This is a genomic window from Dyella japonica DSM 16301 (genome assembly GCF_001010355.1).
Taxonomy (GTDB): Bacteria; Pseudomonadota; Gammaproteobacteria; order Xanthomonadales; family Rhodanobacteraceae; genus Dyella; species Dyella japonica.
The window spans coordinates 26,550-44,496 of sequence record NZ_JPLA01000025.1 but is presented as its reverse complement, the minus strand read 5'-3'; the positions used below and the strand labels follow the sequence as shown (position 1 = coordinate 44,496).

The window sequence follows — 17,947 nt, the reverse complement described above, 5'->3', positions numbered from 1 at the left end:
GCAGAGCCCGGCACCCGCCGGGCTCTTTGCTCTGGCCGGTGTGCGTCGCCGCTCAACGCGCCTGACTCTTTTCAAGCAGGTCCGCCAGCACATCGGCGATATCGTGCTGACGAAACGGCTTGGACAAGCGCGGCAGGTCGGCGACGGTGTCGTCGTTGAGCGAGGCGAAGCCGGTGATCATCAGCACCGGCAAGGCCGGGCGCAGTTGTACGGCTTCGCTCGCCAGCTGGGTGCCGGACATGCCGGGCATCGCGTAGTCGGTAACCAGCACGGATACGTCGAGTCCTGCCCGCAACAGCGCCAGCGCCTCGTGGCCCGACGCGGCCTGACGCACCACGTAACCCGCATCCATGAGCATGTCGGCGGTGCCGGAACGCACCAGTTCCTCGTCGTCGACGAGCAGCACGCGCGCGCCTTGTCCACGGCGCAGCAGTGATGTCACCGCGGGTAGCGCCGCCTGCTCGTCCACGCTCTGCGTCGATGCGGGCAACCACAAGGTGGCGGTGGTGCCCTGCCCTGGCCTGCTGGCGAGCGAGAAATCGCCGCCAGACTGTGCGGCCAGACCATGCACCATCGACAGGCCCAGTCCGGTGCCCTGCCCTTTTGCCTTGGTGGTGAAGAACGGCTCGACGGCGCGCTTGAGGGTGTCCTCATCCATGCCTGCCCCCGTATCGGAGACGGACACGCGCAGGTAGCGACCTTCGGCGAGCTTGGCGTGATGCGCGACGTTGTCCAGGTCGACGCTCACGGTAAGTGCGCCGCCTTCGACCATCGCATCGCGTGCATTCACGGCGAGATTCAACAGCGCCAGCTCGAACTGGTTCGGATCCATGATCGCCAGGGGCAGTCCGGCGACGCATTCGATCTTCAACTGCACCTGCGGTCCCAGCGATCGGACCAGCAGATCCTCCATGCCGTTCACCAGCTGGCGCACATTGACCGGGCGTGCTTGCAAATGCTGTCGGCGCGCAAAGGCCAGCAGGCGCTGCACCAGGGTGCGTGCGCGCTCGGCCGCCTGCAGACCTGCGCCGGTGAGGCGGCGGGTGCGTTCGTCGTTCTCGTGGATGTGCGCCACCATGTCCAGCGCGCCCACGATGGGCGTGAGCAGATTGTTGAAGTCGTGCGCGACGCCGCCGGTGAGCTGGCCGATGGTTTCCAGCTTCTGCATCTCGTGCACATGCGCCAGCGCCGCTTCGCGTTGTGCCACGGCCTGCGCCACGCGCTCGGAGAGTTCGCGGTTGAGCAGATGCAGTTCGTCCTCAGCGCGCTTGCGTGCGCTGACGTCCTTGAACAGCACGGCTACCTGGCGGCGCTCGGGTGGCTCGATGCGGAAGGCGGCAAGCTCGAGGTAACGCCCGGTCGCCGCCAGCTCGCGCTCGAAGCGTACCGCCTCGCCCGTAAGCAGCACGCGGCGGAAGATCGCCACCCACGCACCGGCTTCATCGGGAATCAGCTCACGCACCCGCTTGCCGACGATATGGGGAATGCCGGTGTTGACGCTGTAAGCGGGATTGGCCTCGACGTGCACGTAATCGCTCAGCGGCCCCTGCGGACCGTCCAGCAGCTCGATGACGCAGAAGCCCTCGTCGATCTCGTTGAACAGCGTCTGGTACTTCGCTTCGCTCAGCGCGAGTTTCTGTTCGGCGCGACGACGCTCTTCCAGATCGATCAGCACGCCAGGAAACGACGCGGGCTTGCCGTCGCCACCCTGGTCGACGCGGCCATTGGCCTCGACCCAGTAGTAGTTGCCGTCCGCGCGACGCACGCGGTACTGGTGCGCATACGGACCGCCGTGCTCGATGGCTTCGGCGATTGCACGCTCCAGGCGCGGCCGGTCGTCGGGATGGACGGTGGCAAGCACCTGCGCGAGGTTCAGCCCTTCGCGGCCCAGTGCGGGATCCAGTCCAAAACTGATCGCGAACTTCTCGTCCACCGTGAGGCGATCCCGCGGCAGATCCCACATCCAGGTACCGATGATGGCACCGGCCGACAGCGCCAACTGCACGCGATCGGCATCCTGCCGCTGGCGGGCTTCGGACTCGCGCAGCAGTGTTTCGGCCCGCGCGCGCTCGGACGCCGACCAGGTGCGCTCGGCCACCGAGCGTGCAAAGTGCGAGTCGTCGTCGTTCCAGTGGCGCGATGCCGGATAGATGACGTGAAAGGCGCCCACCGCGATGTTGTTGCGCGATACGGGAATATCGAGCCGGCACGGGTCGGCTGCCAGGCCGTCGCCCATGTCCGCATAGCGAACCGATGCCACCGACAATTCGCGTTGCAGCAGTTCGACCGCCACGGCCTTGGCGCCGTCCGCGTCGACGATATCGCGCAACGAGTCTTCCAGTTGCAACAGGGATGCCTGTCGACGTGCGCTCACCACACGGCCGGTGGTTTCCGAAACGATGCACAGCACGCCGCCCACCGAACCATCCCCTTCGGGCACAGCGGAATAGGAGACATCGAAGTAGACCGTTTCGCCGTAGCCGTGACGCTCGATGTAGAACGGTCGGTCGGCCGCGGTGAAAGTGCGGCCCGTCGTGCGCACACCCATCAGCAAGGGCTCAAGATCGCTCCACAGTTCCGTCCAGTTTTCCGCAGCGGGGCGCCCCAGTGCGCGCGGATGCTTGTCGCCGATGGTGGGCGCATACGCATCGTTGTAGAGCGCGACGAACTGCGGTCCCCAGAACAGCACGATCTGCGCCTGCGCTGCCAGCAGCATGCCGACCGTGGTGCGCAGGCTTGGAGACCATGTGTTGGATAAGCCCAGGGGCGACTGCGACCAGTCAAGATCCCTCATGGCGGCGCCCAAGCTGCCTGGGCTTGAGGGCGCAAATTCCATCTGCGTGCTGCCAACGACGGGTTCGGGCATAGGACGCTTCACTCGGGCCTGTAGAGGAAAAGCTGCCGTGCCGCAGCGGGCTTGGAACTTAGTGATGCCCCATGGCCGCCACCGAGCTCAGGGTTTGCCCATGCTCATATCGCCTGAGGCGTGTAGGCACCGACAAAAAAGCCCGTCGCCCGGCGCAACACCTGCACTCACGGCAGGGTAATGATGGCCTTGAGGCCGCCGCCTTGCTGGTTAGTTAACCGCAGCTGTCCACCAATGGACGCGATGAGCTGCGCGGCGATGGCCAAGCCCAATCCCGCGCCGCCGGTGTCGCGATTGCGTGAGGACTCCAGGCGATAGAACGGCTGCAGCACCTGCTCCAGTTCGTGCTCGGGAATGCCCGGGCCATGGTCGGCAACCGTGACACTGAAGGCACCCGACGCCTCGGCCTGCACCGCAACCTCGGCGGAACCGCCGTACTTGATCGCGTTGTCGATCAGGTTGGCCAGCACGCGACGCAAGGCCTGCGGGCGGACGGTGGTGGTGGCGGCGACCTGGGCGGTCATCGATACCGGCCGTCCCATATCCTGATAGTCGAACACCAGGCTCTCCACGAAGGCACCCAGGTCCAGCCGCACGGGCGTTTCCGAACCGCCGTGGGCGCTGCGCGCATAGGCCACGCCTTCGCGCACCAGATGCTCCAGCTCTTTGAGGTCGTCGACGATGCGCTGCTGTTCCGGCGATTCGTCCAGCGCTTCCACGCGCAGGCGCATGCGGGTGATCGGCGTCTGCAGATCGTGCGAGATGGCGGCGAGGATGTGCAGGCGTTCCTGCAGATGGCGCGCGATGCGGTCCTGCATGGTGTTGAATGCCTTGGCCGCGCGTGCCACTTCAATCGGCCCTTCCTGCGACATGCGCGGGCCATCGGCGGTGGGCGTCATCGCATCCGCTGCTGCAGCGAGCGTGCTGAGCGGACGCGTGGCAAAGCGCACGGCGAGCCAGGTGCAGATCAGCAGCAGGATCACCTGCAGGATGAAGACGAACGGCAGCCAGCTGGCGACGGGCTTCATGTACGGCGTGATCTGCAGCGTCAGCGGCGAGCCGTCGTGCAGGGTGAAGTGCACCTGGTAGCGCTCGGGCGTCTTCGAAATGGTGTTGCCGTACACATGGAAGTCGGGCCCGACCTCCTTGGCGATCAGGTCCGTCACGTAGGCGGAGCGCTGCGTGGCGAGCTGCTTGCCGGGCTCACCCGGACCGAGGATGTAGAAGTAGTTGTCGCGCTCCAGCCGGTTGAGCCAGCGCGATCGCTCCGTTGCCGGCAGGCGGTCGATCACCGCCACCGAGGTGCCGACGTCGTGCTCCAGCGTGTTGAACATCACCGCGGTCGCGCTCTGCATGCGCTCCATATAGAGCAGCGCGAACGACAAGCCCTGCGCCAGCATCAAGCCGGCGAAGATGATCAGGTAGATCCGCGACGCCATGCTGCGCGGCAGCCAGCGGCGCGGCTCGATCACCGGCTCGGCGCTCATGGTTCCTGACCGTTGAGGATCACCGGCATGGAGAACACATAGCCCTCGCTGCGCACGGTCTTGATATAGGTCTGGTCACGGGCGCCGTCCTGCAGGCGCTGGCGCAGGCGGCTCACCAGCAGGTCGATGGAGCGGTCGAACAGCTCCGCGTCCCGGCCCTGGGTGAGGTTGAGCAGCTGGTCGCGCGACAGCACACGCTGCGGATGATCGAGAAACACGCGCAGCAGCCGGAATTCCGCGCCACTGAGCGACACCACCGTGCCGTTCTCGTCGAGCAGATGGCGCGCCGTGGTGTCCAGGCGCCAGCGTCCGAACGCGATGCTGTCGCTGCTCTCGGTCGCGCGCAAGTTGGGCGGCAGCATGCGCGTGCGGCGGATCACCGCCTTGATGCGCGCCAGCAGTTCGCGCGGCGAGAACGGCTTGGTGACGTAATCGTCCGCGCCCATCTCCAGGCCGATGATGCGATCGGTTTCATCATCGCGCGCAGTCAGCAGCACCACCGGCACATGCTTGTGCTTGCCGCCGCGCAGGTTGCGGCACAGCACCAGCCCATCGTCGCCCGGCATCATGATGTCGAGCACGACCAGATCGAACGCCGAGGTGTCCAGCTGCGCGAACATCTCGCGGCCATCGGCGGCACCGGTGGCGCGCAAGCCATTCTTGCGCAGGTAGTCCACGATGCCGGTGCGGATGCCGTGATCGTCATCGACGACCAGGACCTGGTCGATGTGTTCCATGCTGTCTCCCATGATCTGACGCCGTATCGCCTGCCTTACGCCTTGCCGAGCAGCTGGCGGATACGTTCCTCGGTGCGATCGTAATCGCCTTCGCCCACGTGGCGATAGACCACGTGGCCGTCGCGGTCGATCAGGTAGATCGCCGGCCAGTAACGATTGCCCCAGGCGTTCCAGATCCGGTAGTCGTTGTCCATCGCCACCGGATACTTGATATCGAGTGCGCCGATGGCGTCCTTCAAGGCGTGGGCGTCGCGTTCCTCGTCGTACTCGGGCGTGTGCACGCCCACCACCACCAGGCCGTCGGCGGCGTAGCGGTCGTACAGCGTCTTGGTATGCGGCAGCACGTGCACGCAGTTGATGCATTCGCGCGTCCAGAACTCCACCAGCACCACCTTGCCACGCAGCGACTGCATGGTCAGCGGCGATGAGTTGAACCATTGATTGGCGCCGGCGAAATCCGGGGCCGAGGTATTCGCCGTGGGTGTCTGTGCATTGGCGATATTCGACACGCCAGGCCACGCGGCAACCAGGGCTGCACCGAAAGCCGCGGCAGCAACGGCATAACGCAGAAGTTTCATGGAAGGGTACTCCTAAGGACATCAGGGACGGCGCACGCGCCAGCTTGATGCCTATGAGAACAGCCCGGTTTGTATCGGAGATGTCGCCCGCGGCGGCTTTTTGTATCGCTTTGTATCTGCCCCGCCAGCCCGCAGGAGGCCTGGCTGGGGCTGGTTTGTATCGGAATGTATCGGTGGGGCGCCGTTACACATTTCGATGCCATTCGACGGTGAGCGCGACACATCGGGGATACGCGGCGACGGTTTCATGGCCACACCGGCTGATCGACAGCCATGCCAAGCAAACCACGCCAAGGAGATCCTCCCATGTCAGACCGCAACGTCCTCTACACCGGCAAGACCACCACCACCGGCGGCCGCGACGGCCAGTCGCGCAGCAGCGACGGCCAGCTCGACATCAAGCTGTCGCCCCCGGGTTCGGGCAAGGCCGGCACCAATCCGGAACAGTTGTTCGGCGCGGGCTGGTCGGCCTGCTTCATCGGCGCGATGGGTCTGGCCGCCCGCGCCAGCAAGATCGTCCTGCCGGCCGACACCAGCGTCTCCACCGAAGTGGATCTGACGCAGGGCAGCGATGGCTATGCGCTGCAGGCACGTCTGAACGTGTCGCTGCCGGGCCTGGACCGTGACGTTGCGCAGCAGCTGATCGACGCCGCGCACCAGACCTGTCCGTACTCCAAGGCAACGCGCGGAAACATCGACGTCGTGATCTCGCTCGTCTGAGCCCCAGCCATCGAACCCAAGGAGATCCTCCGATGAATCGCACACGCGCCACCCTCGCCGCCACCTTTGCCCTCAGCCTCGCCGCGTTCGCCGTGAGCGGCCACGCCGAGGACGCCAAGAAGCCCATGGAAAAGTGCTACGGCGTCGCGCTCGCCGGCAAGAACGATTGCGCAGCCGGTCCAGGCACCAGCTGCGCCGGCACGTCCAAGGCCGACTACCAGGGCAACGCCTGGGTGCTGGTCGACAAAGGCACCTGCACCACCATCAAGACGCCCAAAGGGCATGGCACGCTCGAGGCCAAGTCGTGATCAGCACGCAGGTCGTCGCGCAGTCGCCGAGGACCCTGGTCGCCCCGCGTCGCTCGCCTCTGCTGCCCGATGCCCTGCTGTTGCTGGTGGCGCGCCTGGGCATTGCGGCGGTGTTCTTCCAGTCGGGACGCACCAAGGTCGAGGGTTTTCTCTCGATCAAGCCCTCGACGTACGACTTGTTCGCCTCCGAATACCGCCTGCCGCTGATCCCGTCCGACTGGGCCGCCCGCCTGGCCACGGGTGCGGAACATCTGTTCCCACTGCTGCTGGTGCTGGGCTTGTCCACGCGGATCTCCGCCCTGGCGCTGCTGGGCATGACCACGGTGATCGAACTCTTCGTCTACCCGGACGCATGGCCGACGCATCTGAGCTGGGCAGCGCTGCTGCTGCCGCTGGCGGTGCGCGGTGGTGGCAAGTGGTCGCTCGACCAGCTCTTGCGCCAGCGTCGCACGCCGCACTGAACACCACGACTCCACCACTCACTCATCCCTGAATACCGAAAGGACACACCCATGCGTACCCTGCTGAGCCTCACCATCGCCCTGATGGCATCGATGGGCCCCGCCCTCGCCGACGAGGCACCCAAAGCCGCACCGACGCCGACCTCCGTTCCCGCCGGCGTCAAGAACATCGTGATCGTGCCCGGCGCCTTCGTCGACGGTTCCGGCTGGCGCGTCGTGCACGACATCCTGATCCACAAGGGTTACCACGTCACCGTGGAGCAGCCGCGCATCGAAACGCTGGCCGACGATATCGACCTGACCCGCGAGCTGATCCGCCAACAGGACGGTCCCGTGGTGCTGGTCGGTCACAGCTACGGCGGCGCCGTGATCACCGTGGCCGGCAATCGCGACAAGGTGAAGGCCCTGGTCTATGTGGCCGGCGTGCAGCCGAGCGAAGGCGAGAGCCTGAGCCAGCTGGTCGGCTCGATGCCTTCGCCGAGCAACGACATCGTCGCCACCCGAGATGGCCATCTGTATGTGGAGCCGTCGAAGTTCGCCGCCGATTTCGCCGCCGACCTCACGCCGAACCGCACCAACTTCTTTGCCGTGTCGCAGGCACAGGCCACCTCCGCCGCGTTCAACGCCACGGTGTCGTCGGCCGCCTGGCACAGCAAGCCCAGCTGGGCCGTGGTCACCACCGAAGACCACGCGCTCAGCCCCGACCTGCAGCGCTGGATGTACCAGCGCGCCGGCTCCAAGGTCACCGAGATCAAGGCCAGCCACCTCGTCTACATCTCGCAGCCCGAAGCGGTGGCGAAGGTGATCGAGGAAGCCGCCACCAGCGTGCACTAAGCACATCACCTCCCAACCAACGTCACTTCTCAAGGAATCCAGCATGACTACCGCCACCATCAAGCGCACCAGCTTCGCCTCCGCCGCCGCCCTCGTCGCCCTCGCGGTCGCCTCGATCGCCTCGCCCGTGCGCGCGGCCGACCAGGCCGGCGCCAAGGAAGAGCCCGTGCGTTGCTACGGCGTCAACACCTGCAAGGGCACCAGCCTGTGCGCCACCGCCAAGAACGATTGCAAAGGCCTCAACAGCTGCAAGGGCCAGGGCGTCGTGGTGAAGACCAAGAGCGCCTGCGTCGCCGAAGGCGGCACGCTCACCGAACCGAAGTAAGCCGCCCGCGGGGCTCTGCATGGTGCAGGCCCCGCTATCTTTCTCTGCTCAAGGACCACGCCATGTTCACGCCACCTCCGACCTTTGCGGGCTTCGGCCTGGGCCTGCGCAAAGAGCACTACCGCGACTTTCTCGAGACCGACGTGCCGGTCGATTTTGTCGAGGTGATCTCCGAGAACTTCATGGTCGATGGCGGCCAGCCGCGCCACATCCTGCGCCAGGTGCGCGAGCGTCATCCGGTGGCCCTGCACGGCGTGTCGATGTCGATCGGTTCGGCCGACGGGCTCGATCATGCCTATCTGCGCCGGTTGCGCGCCCTGGTCGACGAGATCCAGCCGCTGTTCGTGTCCGATCATCTGAGCTGGTCGCGCGTGGCCGGCTTCAACTCGCACGACCTGCTGCCGCTGCCGTATACGAGGGAAGCACTCGACCTGGTCTGCCGCCATATCGACATAGCGCAAGAGGCGCTGGGCCGCTCGATGCTGTTCGAGAACCCGTCCAGCTATGTGGCATTTGCCGATGCGGACATGACCGAATGGGAGTTCCTCGCCGCGATGTCGCGTCGCACTGGCTGCGGCCTGCTGCTGGACGTCAACAACGTGTACGTGAGCTCGCGCAACCACGGGCTGGACGCGCAAGCGTTCCTGCGTGGGCTGCCCGCCGAACGCGTTCGTCAGATTCACCTGGCCGGCCACACCGAAGTCACCGACCTGCTGATCGACACGCACGACCAGCCCGTGTGCGACGACGTCTGGTCGCTCTATGCGCAGGCGATGTCGCTGCTCGGTCCAGTCGCCAGCATGATCGAACGCGACGATGCGATTCCGCCCCTGGCCGAACTGCTGGACGAACTGGCGATTGCACGATGCATCAGTGAGCGCGCCCATGACCTGCGGGAGGCCGCATGACGCTCGCCGAGCTGCAGCGCGATTTTCGCGTCTGGCTGACGCATGCCTCGCCCGAGGCGGCGCGGCGCCTCGATCCCCGCGCGGGCATGGGCATGACGGTGTATCAGAACAACTACCGCGCCCAGCTGGTGGGCGTGCTGGAAGCGAGCTATCCGCAGCTGCACGCATGGCTGGGTTCGAGCCTGTTTCTTGAAGCGGCCATCCGCCATATCGACAGCCGGCCCCCGCATGGCTGGACGCTGGATGCCTATGGCGCCGACTTCGAAGCCACGCTGAGCCACATGCTGCCGGACAACCCCGACGTGCACGAGCTGGCCTGGATCGAATGGTCCTTGTCCGAGTCCTTCGTGGCGCCGGATGCAACGATGCTGGCCAGCGATCGTCTGGCCGAGATCGATTGGGACATCGCGCGCCTCCAGCTCGCGCCGAGCCTGCGGCAGCGATCGGTGACGACCAATGCCTCCGACCTGTGGTCCGCGTTGCAGCAACAGACCGAGGTGCCTGAGAGCGAAATGCTGGCCACACCTGGCGGTGTCGTGACCTGGCGGCAGGGCTATACGTGCCAGCTGAAGCCGATCGATGCGATCGAGCACGAAGCCCTGCTCTCGCTGCGCGATGACCCGCGCTTCAGCGCGCTCTGCGATGCCCTGGTGGCGCGCCTCGGCGAAGAGGCCGGCATCGCCCGGGCTGGCGAGCTGCTGGCCAGCTGGATCTCGGCGGGCATCGTCACCGACGTGGACTAGCCGGTCCACGGTGGCGGACCATGGTCGGTTTCCGCCATATCTCAGGATGCGCGCCAGCACCGGCAGTTCGGCGCATCACCGAGGCGTTACCGGTTGCGGCAACGTCGGTGATGCGCCTTGTAGGCGCGATTGAAGCGGGATCGACTAGTGGTTGAGCATGATGTCGGCGATCACGCCGGAGGTGATCGCCACCAGCAGGAATTCGCCATTGTCGCTGCGCACCCAGTGGTAGCCGCGTGGCGGCTCGCGCAGGTGTTCCGTGCGCCAGTCCGTCACCACATAGCGGTCATCGCGATACTCGCGTGGCACGGCGCCGCCCTTCTTGTACCAGCCTTCTTTGGCGCCGCGCTCGTGCATCACGGCATTTTCCTGACGGTGCTCGTCGCCGGGCGGATGCTCATGCTCCTGCGCCATCACCGCGTTGGAGAGGAGAAGTGCGGCGGCCATCGCCGCGGCCAGTGTCGTTTTCATTAGCTGCGTCCTTATTCAAAGTCACGTTTTCTTGCGAATCGAAGTGTCTTGCGCCCAACGGCAGATGCGCCGCGCCACACACTTACTTTCATCAGGTCACGAACATGTGACATTCCTGTAGCGCCTGCGGCGGCCATTCATCGATAAGTGCGGACGGATTCATCCTGCCCTTGCGTTGCGTCGGCGATACAACTGGTCGACCGTCACCGCAACGCTGCGGCACACCCTTGAACACAGGACGGTGTGCAACGGCCACGCATTGAAGTCGCACGCGTGCGCATACCGCACGCTGCGCCACCATCGATCACCATCCAGTAAGATGTTTCCAGCATCGTCGTTCAGGGGACCGCGATGCCTGCCGTTGTTTAGCAAAGTACGTGATGGCGTATCCGGAGGCCTCTTCCGCGGTTGGCGAAATAGGCGACCATTCCCCTGACAACACGAGCGTCCCCATGGCGGAGGAGACCGAGTACGACTTGGAGCCGCTGCGCGAAGGCGGCGATTTCAACTACTACCGCGGCAGGGAGCGCGCCGACCCGACACCCATCCTGGTGGTGACGGTCGCCGACGAGCAGCCCTCGCCGCAGAACATCCGCCGGCTCGAACACGAATACGCGCTGGCCACCGAACTGGATACGGCGTGGGCCGCCCGGCCACTGGCCCTGGCGCGTCAGCAGGGGCGCGCCGCCCTCATCCTTGAGGATCCCGGTGGCGATCCGCTGGACCGGATCATCGCCCGGCAACAGGGACAGCCGCTCGAGCTGAGCCGCTTCCTGCGCATAGCGATCGGCCTGGCCGCCGCGCTGGGGCACGCGCATCGGCAAGGCCTGATCCATCGGGACGTCAAGCCGGCCAATGCACTGGTGGACGAATCGGGCCGCGCATGGCTGACCGGTTTCGGCATCGCCTCGCGGCTCGCGCGCGAGCGCCAGCCGCCGGACGCGCCGGAATTCATCGCCGGCTCCCTGCCCTATATGGCGCCCGAACAGACGGGACGGATGAACCGTTCCATCGATTCGCGCAGCGATCTGTATTCGCTGGGCGTCACGCTCTACGAGATGTCGACCGGCCGACTCCCTTTCATCGCCGCCGATCCGATGGAGTGGGTGCACTGCCAGATCGCGCGCCAGCCGACCGCGCCGAACGAGCGCACTCCGACCATCCCCATGCCGGTGTCGGCCATCATCATGAAGCTGCTCAGCAAGACGGCCGAAGAGCGTTACCAGACGGCCGTCGGACTGGAGCGCGATCTGCGCCGCTGCCTGCACGAATGGGAAACGCAAGGCCGCATCGGCCCGGCGCGCCTGGGCGCGCACGACATGCCCGACCGCCTGCTGATTCCCGAAAAGCTCTACGGCCGCGCCGCTGAAATTGCCGCACTGCTGGCCTCGTTTGAGCGCGTCGTGAAAGGAGGCCGGCCAGAACTCGTGCTGGTCCGCGGCTACTCCGGCGTCGGTAAATCCTCGGTGGTCAACGAACTGCACAAGGCCCTGGTGCCGCCCCGCGGCATCTTCGCCACGGGCAAGTTCGACCAGTACAAACGCGATATCCCCTATGCCACGCTCGCGCAGGCTTTCCAGAGCCTGGTCCGTCCCATCCTGGCCAGGAGCGACGCGGAGCTGAGCCGATGGCGCGAGGTGCTAGGCGAGGCGCTGGGTCCCAATGGCCAACTCATGGTGGAGCTGGTTCCCGAGCTGAAGTTGATCATCGGCGAGCAGCCCGCGGTGCCGGAACTGCCGCCCAAGGATGCGCAGGCCCGTTTCCATCTGGTATGCCGCCGATTCATCGGCGCCTTCACGCGCGAGCATCCGCTGGCCCTGTTCCTGGACGACCTGCAGTGGCTCGATGCACCGACGCTGGATCTGCTCGAGGATCTGCTGACCCAACCGGGCGTCCGGCAGCTGCTGTTGATTGGCGCCTATCGCGACAACGAAGTCACCCCAACGCATCCGCTGATGCGCAAGCTGCAGGTCATGCAGCAGGCGGGTGCGATGCTTGAGCACATCGTGCTGGCGCCCTTGAAGCGCCACGACCTGCAGCAACTGATCGCCGATACGCTGCATTGCGAGCCTGCAGAAGCTGGCCCACTGGCCGCGTTGGTCGAGGAAAAGACCAGCGGCAATCCCTTCTTCGCGATCCAGTTCATGTCCGCCTTGTTCGACGAGGGACTGCTCGCGTTCGATCATCGCCTGGGGCAGTGGCGCTGGGAGCTCGAGCGCATCCGCGCCAAGGGCTACACCGACAACGTCGTCGACTTGATGGTGGGCAAGCTCAATCGCCTCTCCATTGGCACCCAGGACGCGCTGCAGAAGCTGGCATGCCTGGGCAACATGGCCGACATCGCGCTGCTCAACCTCATCTACCCCGAGTCGAGCAAGCAATTGCATGGGCAATTGTGGGAGGCCGTAAGGACCGGCCTGGTGTTCCGCTCGGACGTCGCATACAGCTTCCTGCACGACCGTGTGCAGGAAGCGGCGTACCTGTTGATCCCCCAGGCCCTGCAGGCGCAGATGCATCTGCATATCGGCATGCTGATGGCATCGCATATGCCGGCCGACCGGCTGGAGGAAGGCATTTTCGAGATCGTCAACCAGCTCAACCGCGGCGCCTTCCTCATCGGCGAACACCATGATCGCGAACGCGTCGCCGAACTGAACCTCATTGCCGGCAAGCGGGCCAAGGCGGCCACCGCGTATGACGCGGCACTCAAGTACCTGCATGCCGGCCGCTCGTTGCTGAGCGAGGACAGCTGGGAGCGCTGCTATGGGCTGGTGTTTTCCATCGAGTCGCTGATGGCCGAATGCGAACTGCATACCGCCGACATGCCCGCCGCGGAACGCCGTCTGAACCTGTTGGCCCAACGTGCCGGCAACCGCCACGACGATGCGGTGGTCACGCGCTTGCAGATCACGCTCTACACCGCGCTCGATCGCAGCGAACGCGCGATCTCGGTATTTCTCGATTACCTCCACCGCAACGGTACGACCTGGTCGCGGCGGCCGACGCGCGACGATGTCATGCAGGAATACCACCGGCTCTGGCTGCTGGTCGGTGAGCGCCAGATCGAGCAACTGGTGGACTTGCCACCGCTGCGCGACCCCGACGTACTGGACATGCTCGATGTATTCACCGAGATCGTGCACCCCGCCATGTTCTTCGACGAGAACCTCTCCACCCTGGTGGTCTGCCGGATGGTGGCGCTGTGCCTGGAGCACGGCAACGGCGATGCCGCGTGCTTCGGTTATGTCTGGTTCGGCATGTTCGCAGGCCCGCGCTTCAACAACTACCGCGATGGCTACCGCTTCGCCCAGCTTGGCTACGATCTGGTTGAAAAGCGCAAACTCACTCGCTACGAAGCGAGAACCTATCTGTCGTTTGCCACGCTGATGCCGTGGGCGAAGCACGCCGCGCAGGCTCGCGAGCTGATCCGCCGCGCCTTCGACGTCGCCTATCGAACAGGCGACCTCACCTTCTCCGCCTATAGCTGGCATGCCCTGATCACCAGCTACCTGGCCGTGGGCGACCCGCTGGCCGAGGTGCAGGCCGAAGTGGAGCAAGGCCTGCACTTCGTCAGCAAGGCCGGGTTTGGGCTGGTCACCGAGAATTGCGCGGCACAACTTGGCCTGGTACGAACGCTGCGCGGCCTGACGCCGGTGTTTGGACATCTGGATGCGCACGACTACAGCGAGTCGGACACGGAACAGCGTTTCGCCAGCAATCCCACCCTGGCGTTGGCTGAGTTCTTCTATTGGACGCGGAAAATGCAGGCGCGCTATTTCGCCGGGGACCATGTCGCGGCGGTCGAAGCGTCGCGCAAGGCCCATCTCCTGCTCTGGTCGGCAACCTCGCAGGTGGAGACGGGCGACTTTCGCTACTACGCCGCCCTGGCCCATGCCGCCGCATGGCATGCAGCCGGCGCGGAAGAAAAGCAGGCGCATCTGGCCGCCCTCAACGACCATCACCAGCAGCTGGCGATCTGGGCGCTGCATTGCCCGGCCAACTTCGACACGCGCAGCACCCTCGTCAGCGCGGAGATCGCGCGCATCGAAGACCGCATCCTGGACGCCGAGCATCTCTATGAAACGGCCATCCGTTGCGCACACGACAGTGGCTTTGCGCATTGCGAGGCCGTCGCCAACGAGGCCGCGGCGACGTTCTATGCCGCGCGGGGCCTTGCGAAGATTGCGCAGGTCTATGCCCGCGATGCCAGGAAGGCCTATCTGCGCTGGGGCGCGACCGGCAAGCTGAAGCAACTGGATGAACGCTATCCGCCCGCACGCGAGGAGCGACATCCCGCATCGGCCACGCCGGGGGCGTCATTCGGTGAACTCGACGTCGAGACGGTGGTGAAGGCCTCGCAGGCGCTGTCCAGCGAGATCGTGCTGCCGAACCTGATCGAGATGCTGGTACGCATCACGGTGGAAAACGCCGGCGCCGAACGAGGGCTGCTGATCCTCCTGCGCGGCGGCACCCACGGCGGCGAGCCGAGGATAGAAGCGGAAGCGACCACGGGCACCGGCAGCATCGAGGTGGTCATTCGCAATGCCGCCGTCACGCCGTCAGATCTGCCACAGACCCTGCTGCACTATGTGATGCGGACGCAGGAGCGCGTGCTGCTCGACGATGCCGGCGCCGATGAGGTGTATGCGCACGATGACTACGTGCGCCAGCAGCGCATCCGATCGATCCTGTGCCTGCCCATCCTCCGGCAAGCCAAGTTGATCGGCGCACTCTATCTGGAGAACAAGCTCACGCCCGGGGCCTTCACGCCGGACCGGCTGATGCTGCTCGAGCTGCTGGCATCGCAGGCGTCGATCTCGCTGGAAAATGCGGCTCTGTACACCGACCTGCAACGCAGCGAAGCCTTCCTGACCCAGGGGCAGAAGATCAGCCGCACCGGCACCTTCGGCTGGAGTGCGGCCAGCGGCGAGTTTTACTGGTCGGAGGAAAACTACAACATCCTCGAGTACGACCACGAGGTGCAGCCCTCACCCGAGCTCGCGCTGCAGCGCATGCATCCCGACGACCGCGAGTTTGTCAGGCGCAATCTAGAGGCGGCCATGAAGGAGAACCGGGCGATCGATCACCAGCATCGCCTGCTGATGCCCGACGGCAGGATCAAATACATCCGCGTCAAGGGTCGCGCCGTCAACATCGGCGGCCTCGATTTCGTCGGCGCCGCGCGCGACGTCACCGAACAGGTGCAGGCGGAGGAGACCTTGCGCCAGGCGCAGGCGGATCTCGCCCACGTGGCGAGGGTGGCGACACTCAATGCCATGACCGCTTCGATCGGTCACGAAGTGAGCCAACCGTTGTCCGGCATCCTGACCAATGCCCACACCTGTCTGCGCATGCTGGCCGCCGATCCTCCCAACCTCGCCGGCGCCGCCGAGACGGCGCGGCGCACCATCCGCGATGCCGATCGCGCGTCGGGTGTGATCAAACGCCTGCGCGCCATGTTCTCCAAGAATGCGCCGAGCATGGAGAGGGTCGATCTCAGCGACGCAGCGAGCGAGGTGATCGCGCTATCCGCCGGCGAACTTCAGCGCAATCGCGCGCTCGTGCAGACCGAATTTGCGCCCAACCTGCCGCCGGTCAGCGCCGATCGCGTGCAGCTGCAGCAGGTGATCCTCAATCTGCTGTTGAATGCAGCCGATGCCATGGCCACGGTCGAGGACAGGCCGCGGACGCTTCTGGTCAAGACCTCGCTCGATGGCAAGGGTGGCGTCACGCTGTCCGTGCGGGACGCCGGCACCGGCGTGGACCCGCAGACTGCGGACAAGCTGTTCGACGCGTTCTACACCACCAAGGCCAACGGGATGGGCATCGGTCTGTCGATCTGCCGGTCGATCATCACCAGCCATGAGGGCAGCCTCTGGGCAGAGGCCAACGATGGGCCCGGTGCGACTTTCAGCTTCACGCTGCCCGCGGCCGACGAGGCGAGTGACGCGAGCTAGGCAAGCATCGTTTGCACCGTAGAACAGCAGCGCCGGCTCGCTGCGCCAGGCATCGCGATGCTCAGTCGCCACCCAGCGGCAGCGGCGCCAGGAAATCCGCCACGGGTTCCAGCACGAGTTCCGGCAGGCTTTCGGCGATGCAAGCGCGCAGGCGCTGCCATGCATCCGGATCGACCGACTCGCGTGCCAGGCCCTCGGCCTTCGCCTCCGCCGATGGCCATTGCGTGTAGCTGTACCAGACTTGATCCGGGCCCCGGTGCAGGCGCGAGCCCAAGGAGCCTCGTTCGTTGCGCAGCAACTGGGTGACCCTCGACCAGGCTTCGACAAAGGCTGCTTCGGAGCCGGGATGGAGACGCCAGCGGTAGATGGCGCAAAACGGGGGTACGGCGTTGCTCATGGCATTCCTTTCGCGGCAACCGGGGTTGGTGTGGTCAACGAGCCGAGGTACGCGCTCCGATGGGAGGATCAGGCTCGCCACCGACGTTACCGCGCCCCTTGCGGCGCTGACAAATCCCAGAGGGACCAGGCCAACCAGCGACCCGCGGTCGGACGCCGGGCCTGTCGCTTTGTGTCATGATTTCCCGGTGGCAGGAGTGGCGTGACTGCAGGACGCAACGGACGTTCCAACCGTCATGAACTCCGTCGGTCGGGATCGGTGGATCCGTGTACCGGCAAGGGGGTCGAGCGTGCTGCTGCGGATCAACCTGATACTGCTCATCGCCTTCGCGCTCGGCATGATCGCGATCTCCCTGGTGATCACTTCCACGTTGCAGCAAAACGCGACGCGCGAAGTGCTGGCGCAGGCCGGCCTGATGATGGACAGCGCCGCGGCGATCCGCTCCTACACTGATACCGAGATCGTGCCGTTGCTGGACGAGAAGATGGCCAGCGCGTTCCGTCCGCAGAGCGTGCCGTTCTATGCCGCGACGCAGAACTTCCTCACCCTGCACAAAGCGCACCCCGACTACGCCTATAAGGAAGCCACGCTCAACCCGACCAATCCGCGCGACCGCGCGACGGACTGGGAGGCCGACATCGTGCAGCGCTTCCGCAACGACAGCGGCGCGCGGGAAGTGAGCGGAACACGCAATACGCCGATGGGTCGATCGCTTTACCTGGCACGCCCGATCCGCGTCGATGCCGGCTGCATGGGTTGCCACAGCCTGCCCTCGGCGGCGCCTGCCACCATGCTCGCGCGCTATGGCCGCGACAACGGCTTTGGCTGGCAGCCCAACGAAGTGGTCGGCGCACAAATCGTCTCGGTGCCGTTCGCCAGCGCTGAAGCCAGCGCCGCGCGCGTGCGCCGCGACGTGCTGCTTGCCATCGCCGCGATGCTGGTCAGCGTGCTGCTGGTGGTCAACGCTTCGCTCTACCTGCTGGTGATCCGCCCGGTGCGGCGCATCGCACGCATCGCCGACCAGGTGAGCCTGGGCGATACGTCGGCCGCCGATTTCCCCAGGGGTGGCGGTGCGGAAGTGGCCGCGTTGTCGGCAGCCTTCAACCGCATGCGCAAGAGCCTGGACAAGGCGATGAAGTTGCTGGGCAGCTGACC

General features: G+C 65.5%; 15 protein-coding genes. 9 read left to right on the top strand and 6 right to left on the bottom strand.

All coding sequences use genetic code 11. The features are described from left to right. Nucleotides 1-52: 52 nt before the first annotated feature. The 4 genes from Y882_RS18895 to Y882_RS10100 all read right to left on the bottom strand — a co-directional run bounded on the left by Y882_RS18895 (nucleotide 53) and on the right by Y882_RS10100 (nucleotide 5,668). Nucleotides 53-2,794 (bottom strand): hybrid sensor histidine kinase/response regulator, encoded by a 2,742-nt coding sequence (locus tag Y882_RS18895; protein WP_162207410.1) that lies wholly within the window; start codon nucleotides 2,792-2,794, stop codon nucleotides 53-55. Between the two features lie 239 nt (nucleotides 2,795-3,033). After that, complete coding sequence (locus Y882_RS10110) at nucleotides 3,034-4,353, bottom strand: sensor histidine kinase (protein ID WP_046971790.1); 1,320 nt, start codon at nucleotides 4,351-4,353, stop codon at nucleotides 3,034-3,036. Further along, nucleotides 4,350-5,090: a response regulator gene (locus Y882_RS10105; RefSeq protein WP_046971789.1), complete on the bottom strand. Its 741-nt coding sequence runs from the start codon at nucleotides 5,088-5,090 to the stop codon at nucleotides 4,350-4,352. The genes Y882_RS10110 and Y882_RS10105 overlap by 4 nt, the downstream gene beginning before the upstream one ends. A gap of 35 nt (nucleotides 5,091-5,125) precedes the next feature. Further along, nucleotides 5,126-5,668 carry a redoxin family protein gene (locus Y882_RS10100; protein WP_046971788.1) on the bottom strand — a complete coding sequence of 181 codons (543 nt, stop codon included), beginning with the start codon at nucleotides 5,666-5,668 and terminating at the stop codon, nucleotides 5,126-5,128. A 306-nt stretch (nucleotides 5,669-5,974) separates the two neighbouring features. On the opposite strand from Y882_RS10100, the gene Y882_RS10095 reads away from it, so the two are divergent. The 7 genes from Y882_RS10095 (at nucleotide 5,975) to Y882_RS10065 (ending at nucleotide 9,967) form a co-directional block, all read left to right on the top strand. Beyond that, nucleotides 5,975-6,388: an organic hydroperoxide resistance protein gene (locus Y882_RS10095; RefSeq protein WP_046971787.1), complete on the top strand. Its 414-nt coding sequence runs from the start codon at nucleotides 5,975-5,977 to the stop codon at nucleotides 6,386-6,388. A gap of 32 nt (nucleotides 6,389-6,420) precedes the next feature. Beyond that, a complete protein-coding gene (locus Y882_RS10090) occupies nucleotides 6,421-6,696 on the top strand; it encodes a BufA1 family periplasmic bufferin-type metallophore (RefSeq protein WP_046971786.1) in 276 nt (91 codons plus the stop codon). After that, nucleotides 6,693-7,157, top strand: a complete 465-nt coding sequence (locus Y882_RS10085; protein WP_211259160.1) for a DoxX family protein — start codon at nucleotides 6,693-6,695, stop codon at nucleotides 7,155-7,157. Before Y882_RS10090 ends, Y882_RS10085 begins: the two co-directional genes overlap by 4 nt. Before the next feature lie 51 nt (nucleotides 7,158-7,208). Next, on the top strand, nucleotides 7,209-7,991 hold the full coding sequence (locus tag Y882_RS10080) for an alpha/beta fold hydrolase (RefSeq protein ID WP_046971785.1): 783 nt from the start codon (nucleotides 7,209-7,211) through the stop codon (nucleotides 7,989-7,991). 43 nt (nucleotides 7,992-8,034) lie between these two features. After that, nucleotides 8,035-8,316: a BufA2 family periplasmic bufferin-type metallophore gene (gene bufA2, locus Y882_RS10075; protein ID WP_046971784.1), complete on the top strand. Its 282-nt coding sequence runs from the start codon at nucleotides 8,035-8,037 to the stop codon at nucleotides 8,314-8,316. A gap of 62 nt (nucleotides 8,317-8,378) precedes the next feature. Then, complete coding sequence (gene bufB, locus Y882_RS10070) at nucleotides 8,379-9,224, top strand: MNIO family bufferin maturase (RefSeq protein WP_046971783.1); 846 nt, start codon at nucleotides 8,379-8,381, stop codon at nucleotides 9,222-9,224. Then, nucleotides 9,221-9,967: an HvfC/BufC N-terminal domain-containing protein gene (locus Y882_RS10065; protein WP_046971782.1), complete on the top strand. Its 747-nt coding sequence runs from the start codon at nucleotides 9,221-9,223 to the stop codon at nucleotides 9,965-9,967. The genes bufB and Y882_RS10065 overlap by 4 nt, the downstream gene beginning before the upstream one ends. Before the next feature lie 144 nt (nucleotides 9,968-10,111). On the opposite strand, the gene Y882_RS10060 is transcribed toward Y882_RS10065, so the two are convergent. Further along, entirely contained in the window at nucleotides 10,112-10,438 is a 327-nt protein-coding gene (locus Y882_RS10060; protein WP_046971781.1) for an RcnB family protein, read from the bottom strand. Between the two features lie 452 nt (nucleotides 10,439-10,890). Between Y882_RS10060 and Y882_RS10055 the strand changes: the two genes are divergently transcribed. Next, the gene (locus Y882_RS10055; RefSeq protein ID WP_156171395.1) at nucleotides 10,891-16,395 is read left to right on the top strand and encodes an AAA family ATPase; all 5,505 of its coding nucleotides are present in this window, start codon (nucleotides 10,891-10,893) and stop codon (nucleotides 16,393-16,395) included. A 61-nt stretch (nucleotides 16,396-16,456) separates the two neighbouring features. On the opposite strand, the gene Y882_RS10050 is transcribed toward Y882_RS10055, so the two are convergent. Further along, entirely contained in the window at nucleotides 16,457-16,792 is a 336-nt protein-coding gene (locus tag Y882_RS10050; protein ID WP_046971780.1) for an antibiotic biosynthesis monooxygenase family protein, read from the bottom strand. A gap of 289 nt (nucleotides 16,793-17,081) precedes the next feature. On the opposite strand from Y882_RS10050, the gene Y882_RS10045 reads away from it, so the two are divergent. Next, nucleotides 17,082-17,945: a Tll0287-like domain-containing protein gene (locus Y882_RS10045; RefSeq protein WP_211259159.1), complete on the top strand. Its 864-nt coding sequence runs from the start codon at nucleotides 17,082-17,084 to the stop codon at nucleotides 17,943-17,945. The last annotated feature ends 2 nt before the right edge of the window (nucleotides 17,946-17,947 follow it).

Bases quoted from the DNA above. Each gene is read 5' to 3' on its own strand.
- Y882_RS18895 (WP_162207410.1), bottom strand. From the start codon at position 2,794: ATGAGGGATCTTGACTGGTCGCAGTCGCCCCTGGGCTTATCCAACACA.
- Y882_RS10110 (WP_046971790.1), bottom strand. From the start codon at position 4,353: ATGAGCGCCGAGCCGGTGATCGAGCCGCGCCGCTGGCTGCCGCGCAGC.
- Y882_RS10105 (WP_046971789.1), bottom strand. From the start codon at position 5,090: ATGGAACACATCGACCAGGTCCTGGTCGTCGATGACGATCACGGCATC.
- Y882_RS10100 (WP_046971788.1), bottom strand. From the start codon at position 5,668: ATGAAACTTCTGCGTTATGCCGTTGCTGCCGCGGCTTTCGGTGCAGCC.
- Y882_RS10095 (WP_046971787.1), top strand. From the start codon at position 5,975: ATGTCAGACCGCAACGTCCTCTACACCGGCAAGACCACCACCACCGGC.
- Y882_RS10090 (WP_046971786.1), top strand. From the start codon at position 6,421: ATGAATCGCACACGCGCCACCCTCGCCGCCACCTTTGCCCTCAGCCTC.
- Y882_RS10080 (WP_046971785.1), top strand. From the start codon at position 7,209: ATGCGTACCCTGCTGAGCCTCACCATCGCCCTGATGGCATCGATGGGC.
- bufA2 (WP_046971784.1), top strand. From the start codon at position 8,035: ATGACTACCGCCACCATCAAGCGCACCAGCTTCGCCTCCGCCGCCGCC.
- bufB (WP_046971783.1), top strand. From the start codon at position 8,379: ATGTTCACGCCACCTCCGACCTTTGCGGGCTTCGGCCTGGGCCTGCGC.
- Y882_RS10065 (WP_046971782.1), top strand. From the start codon at position 9,221: ATGACGCTCGCCGAGCTGCAGCGCGATTTTCGCGTCTGGCTGACGCAT.
- Y882_RS10060 (WP_046971781.1), bottom strand. From the start codon at position 10,438: ATGAAAACGACACTGGCCGCGGCGATGGCCGCCGCACTTCTCCTCTCC.
- Y882_RS10055 (WP_156171395.1), top strand. From the start codon at position 10,891: ATGGCGGAGGAGACCGAGTACGACTTGGAGCCGCTGCGCGAAGGCGGC.
- Y882_RS10050 (WP_046971780.1), bottom strand. From the start codon at position 16,792: ATGAGCAACGCCGTACCCCCGTTTTGCGCCATCTACCGCTGGCGTCTC.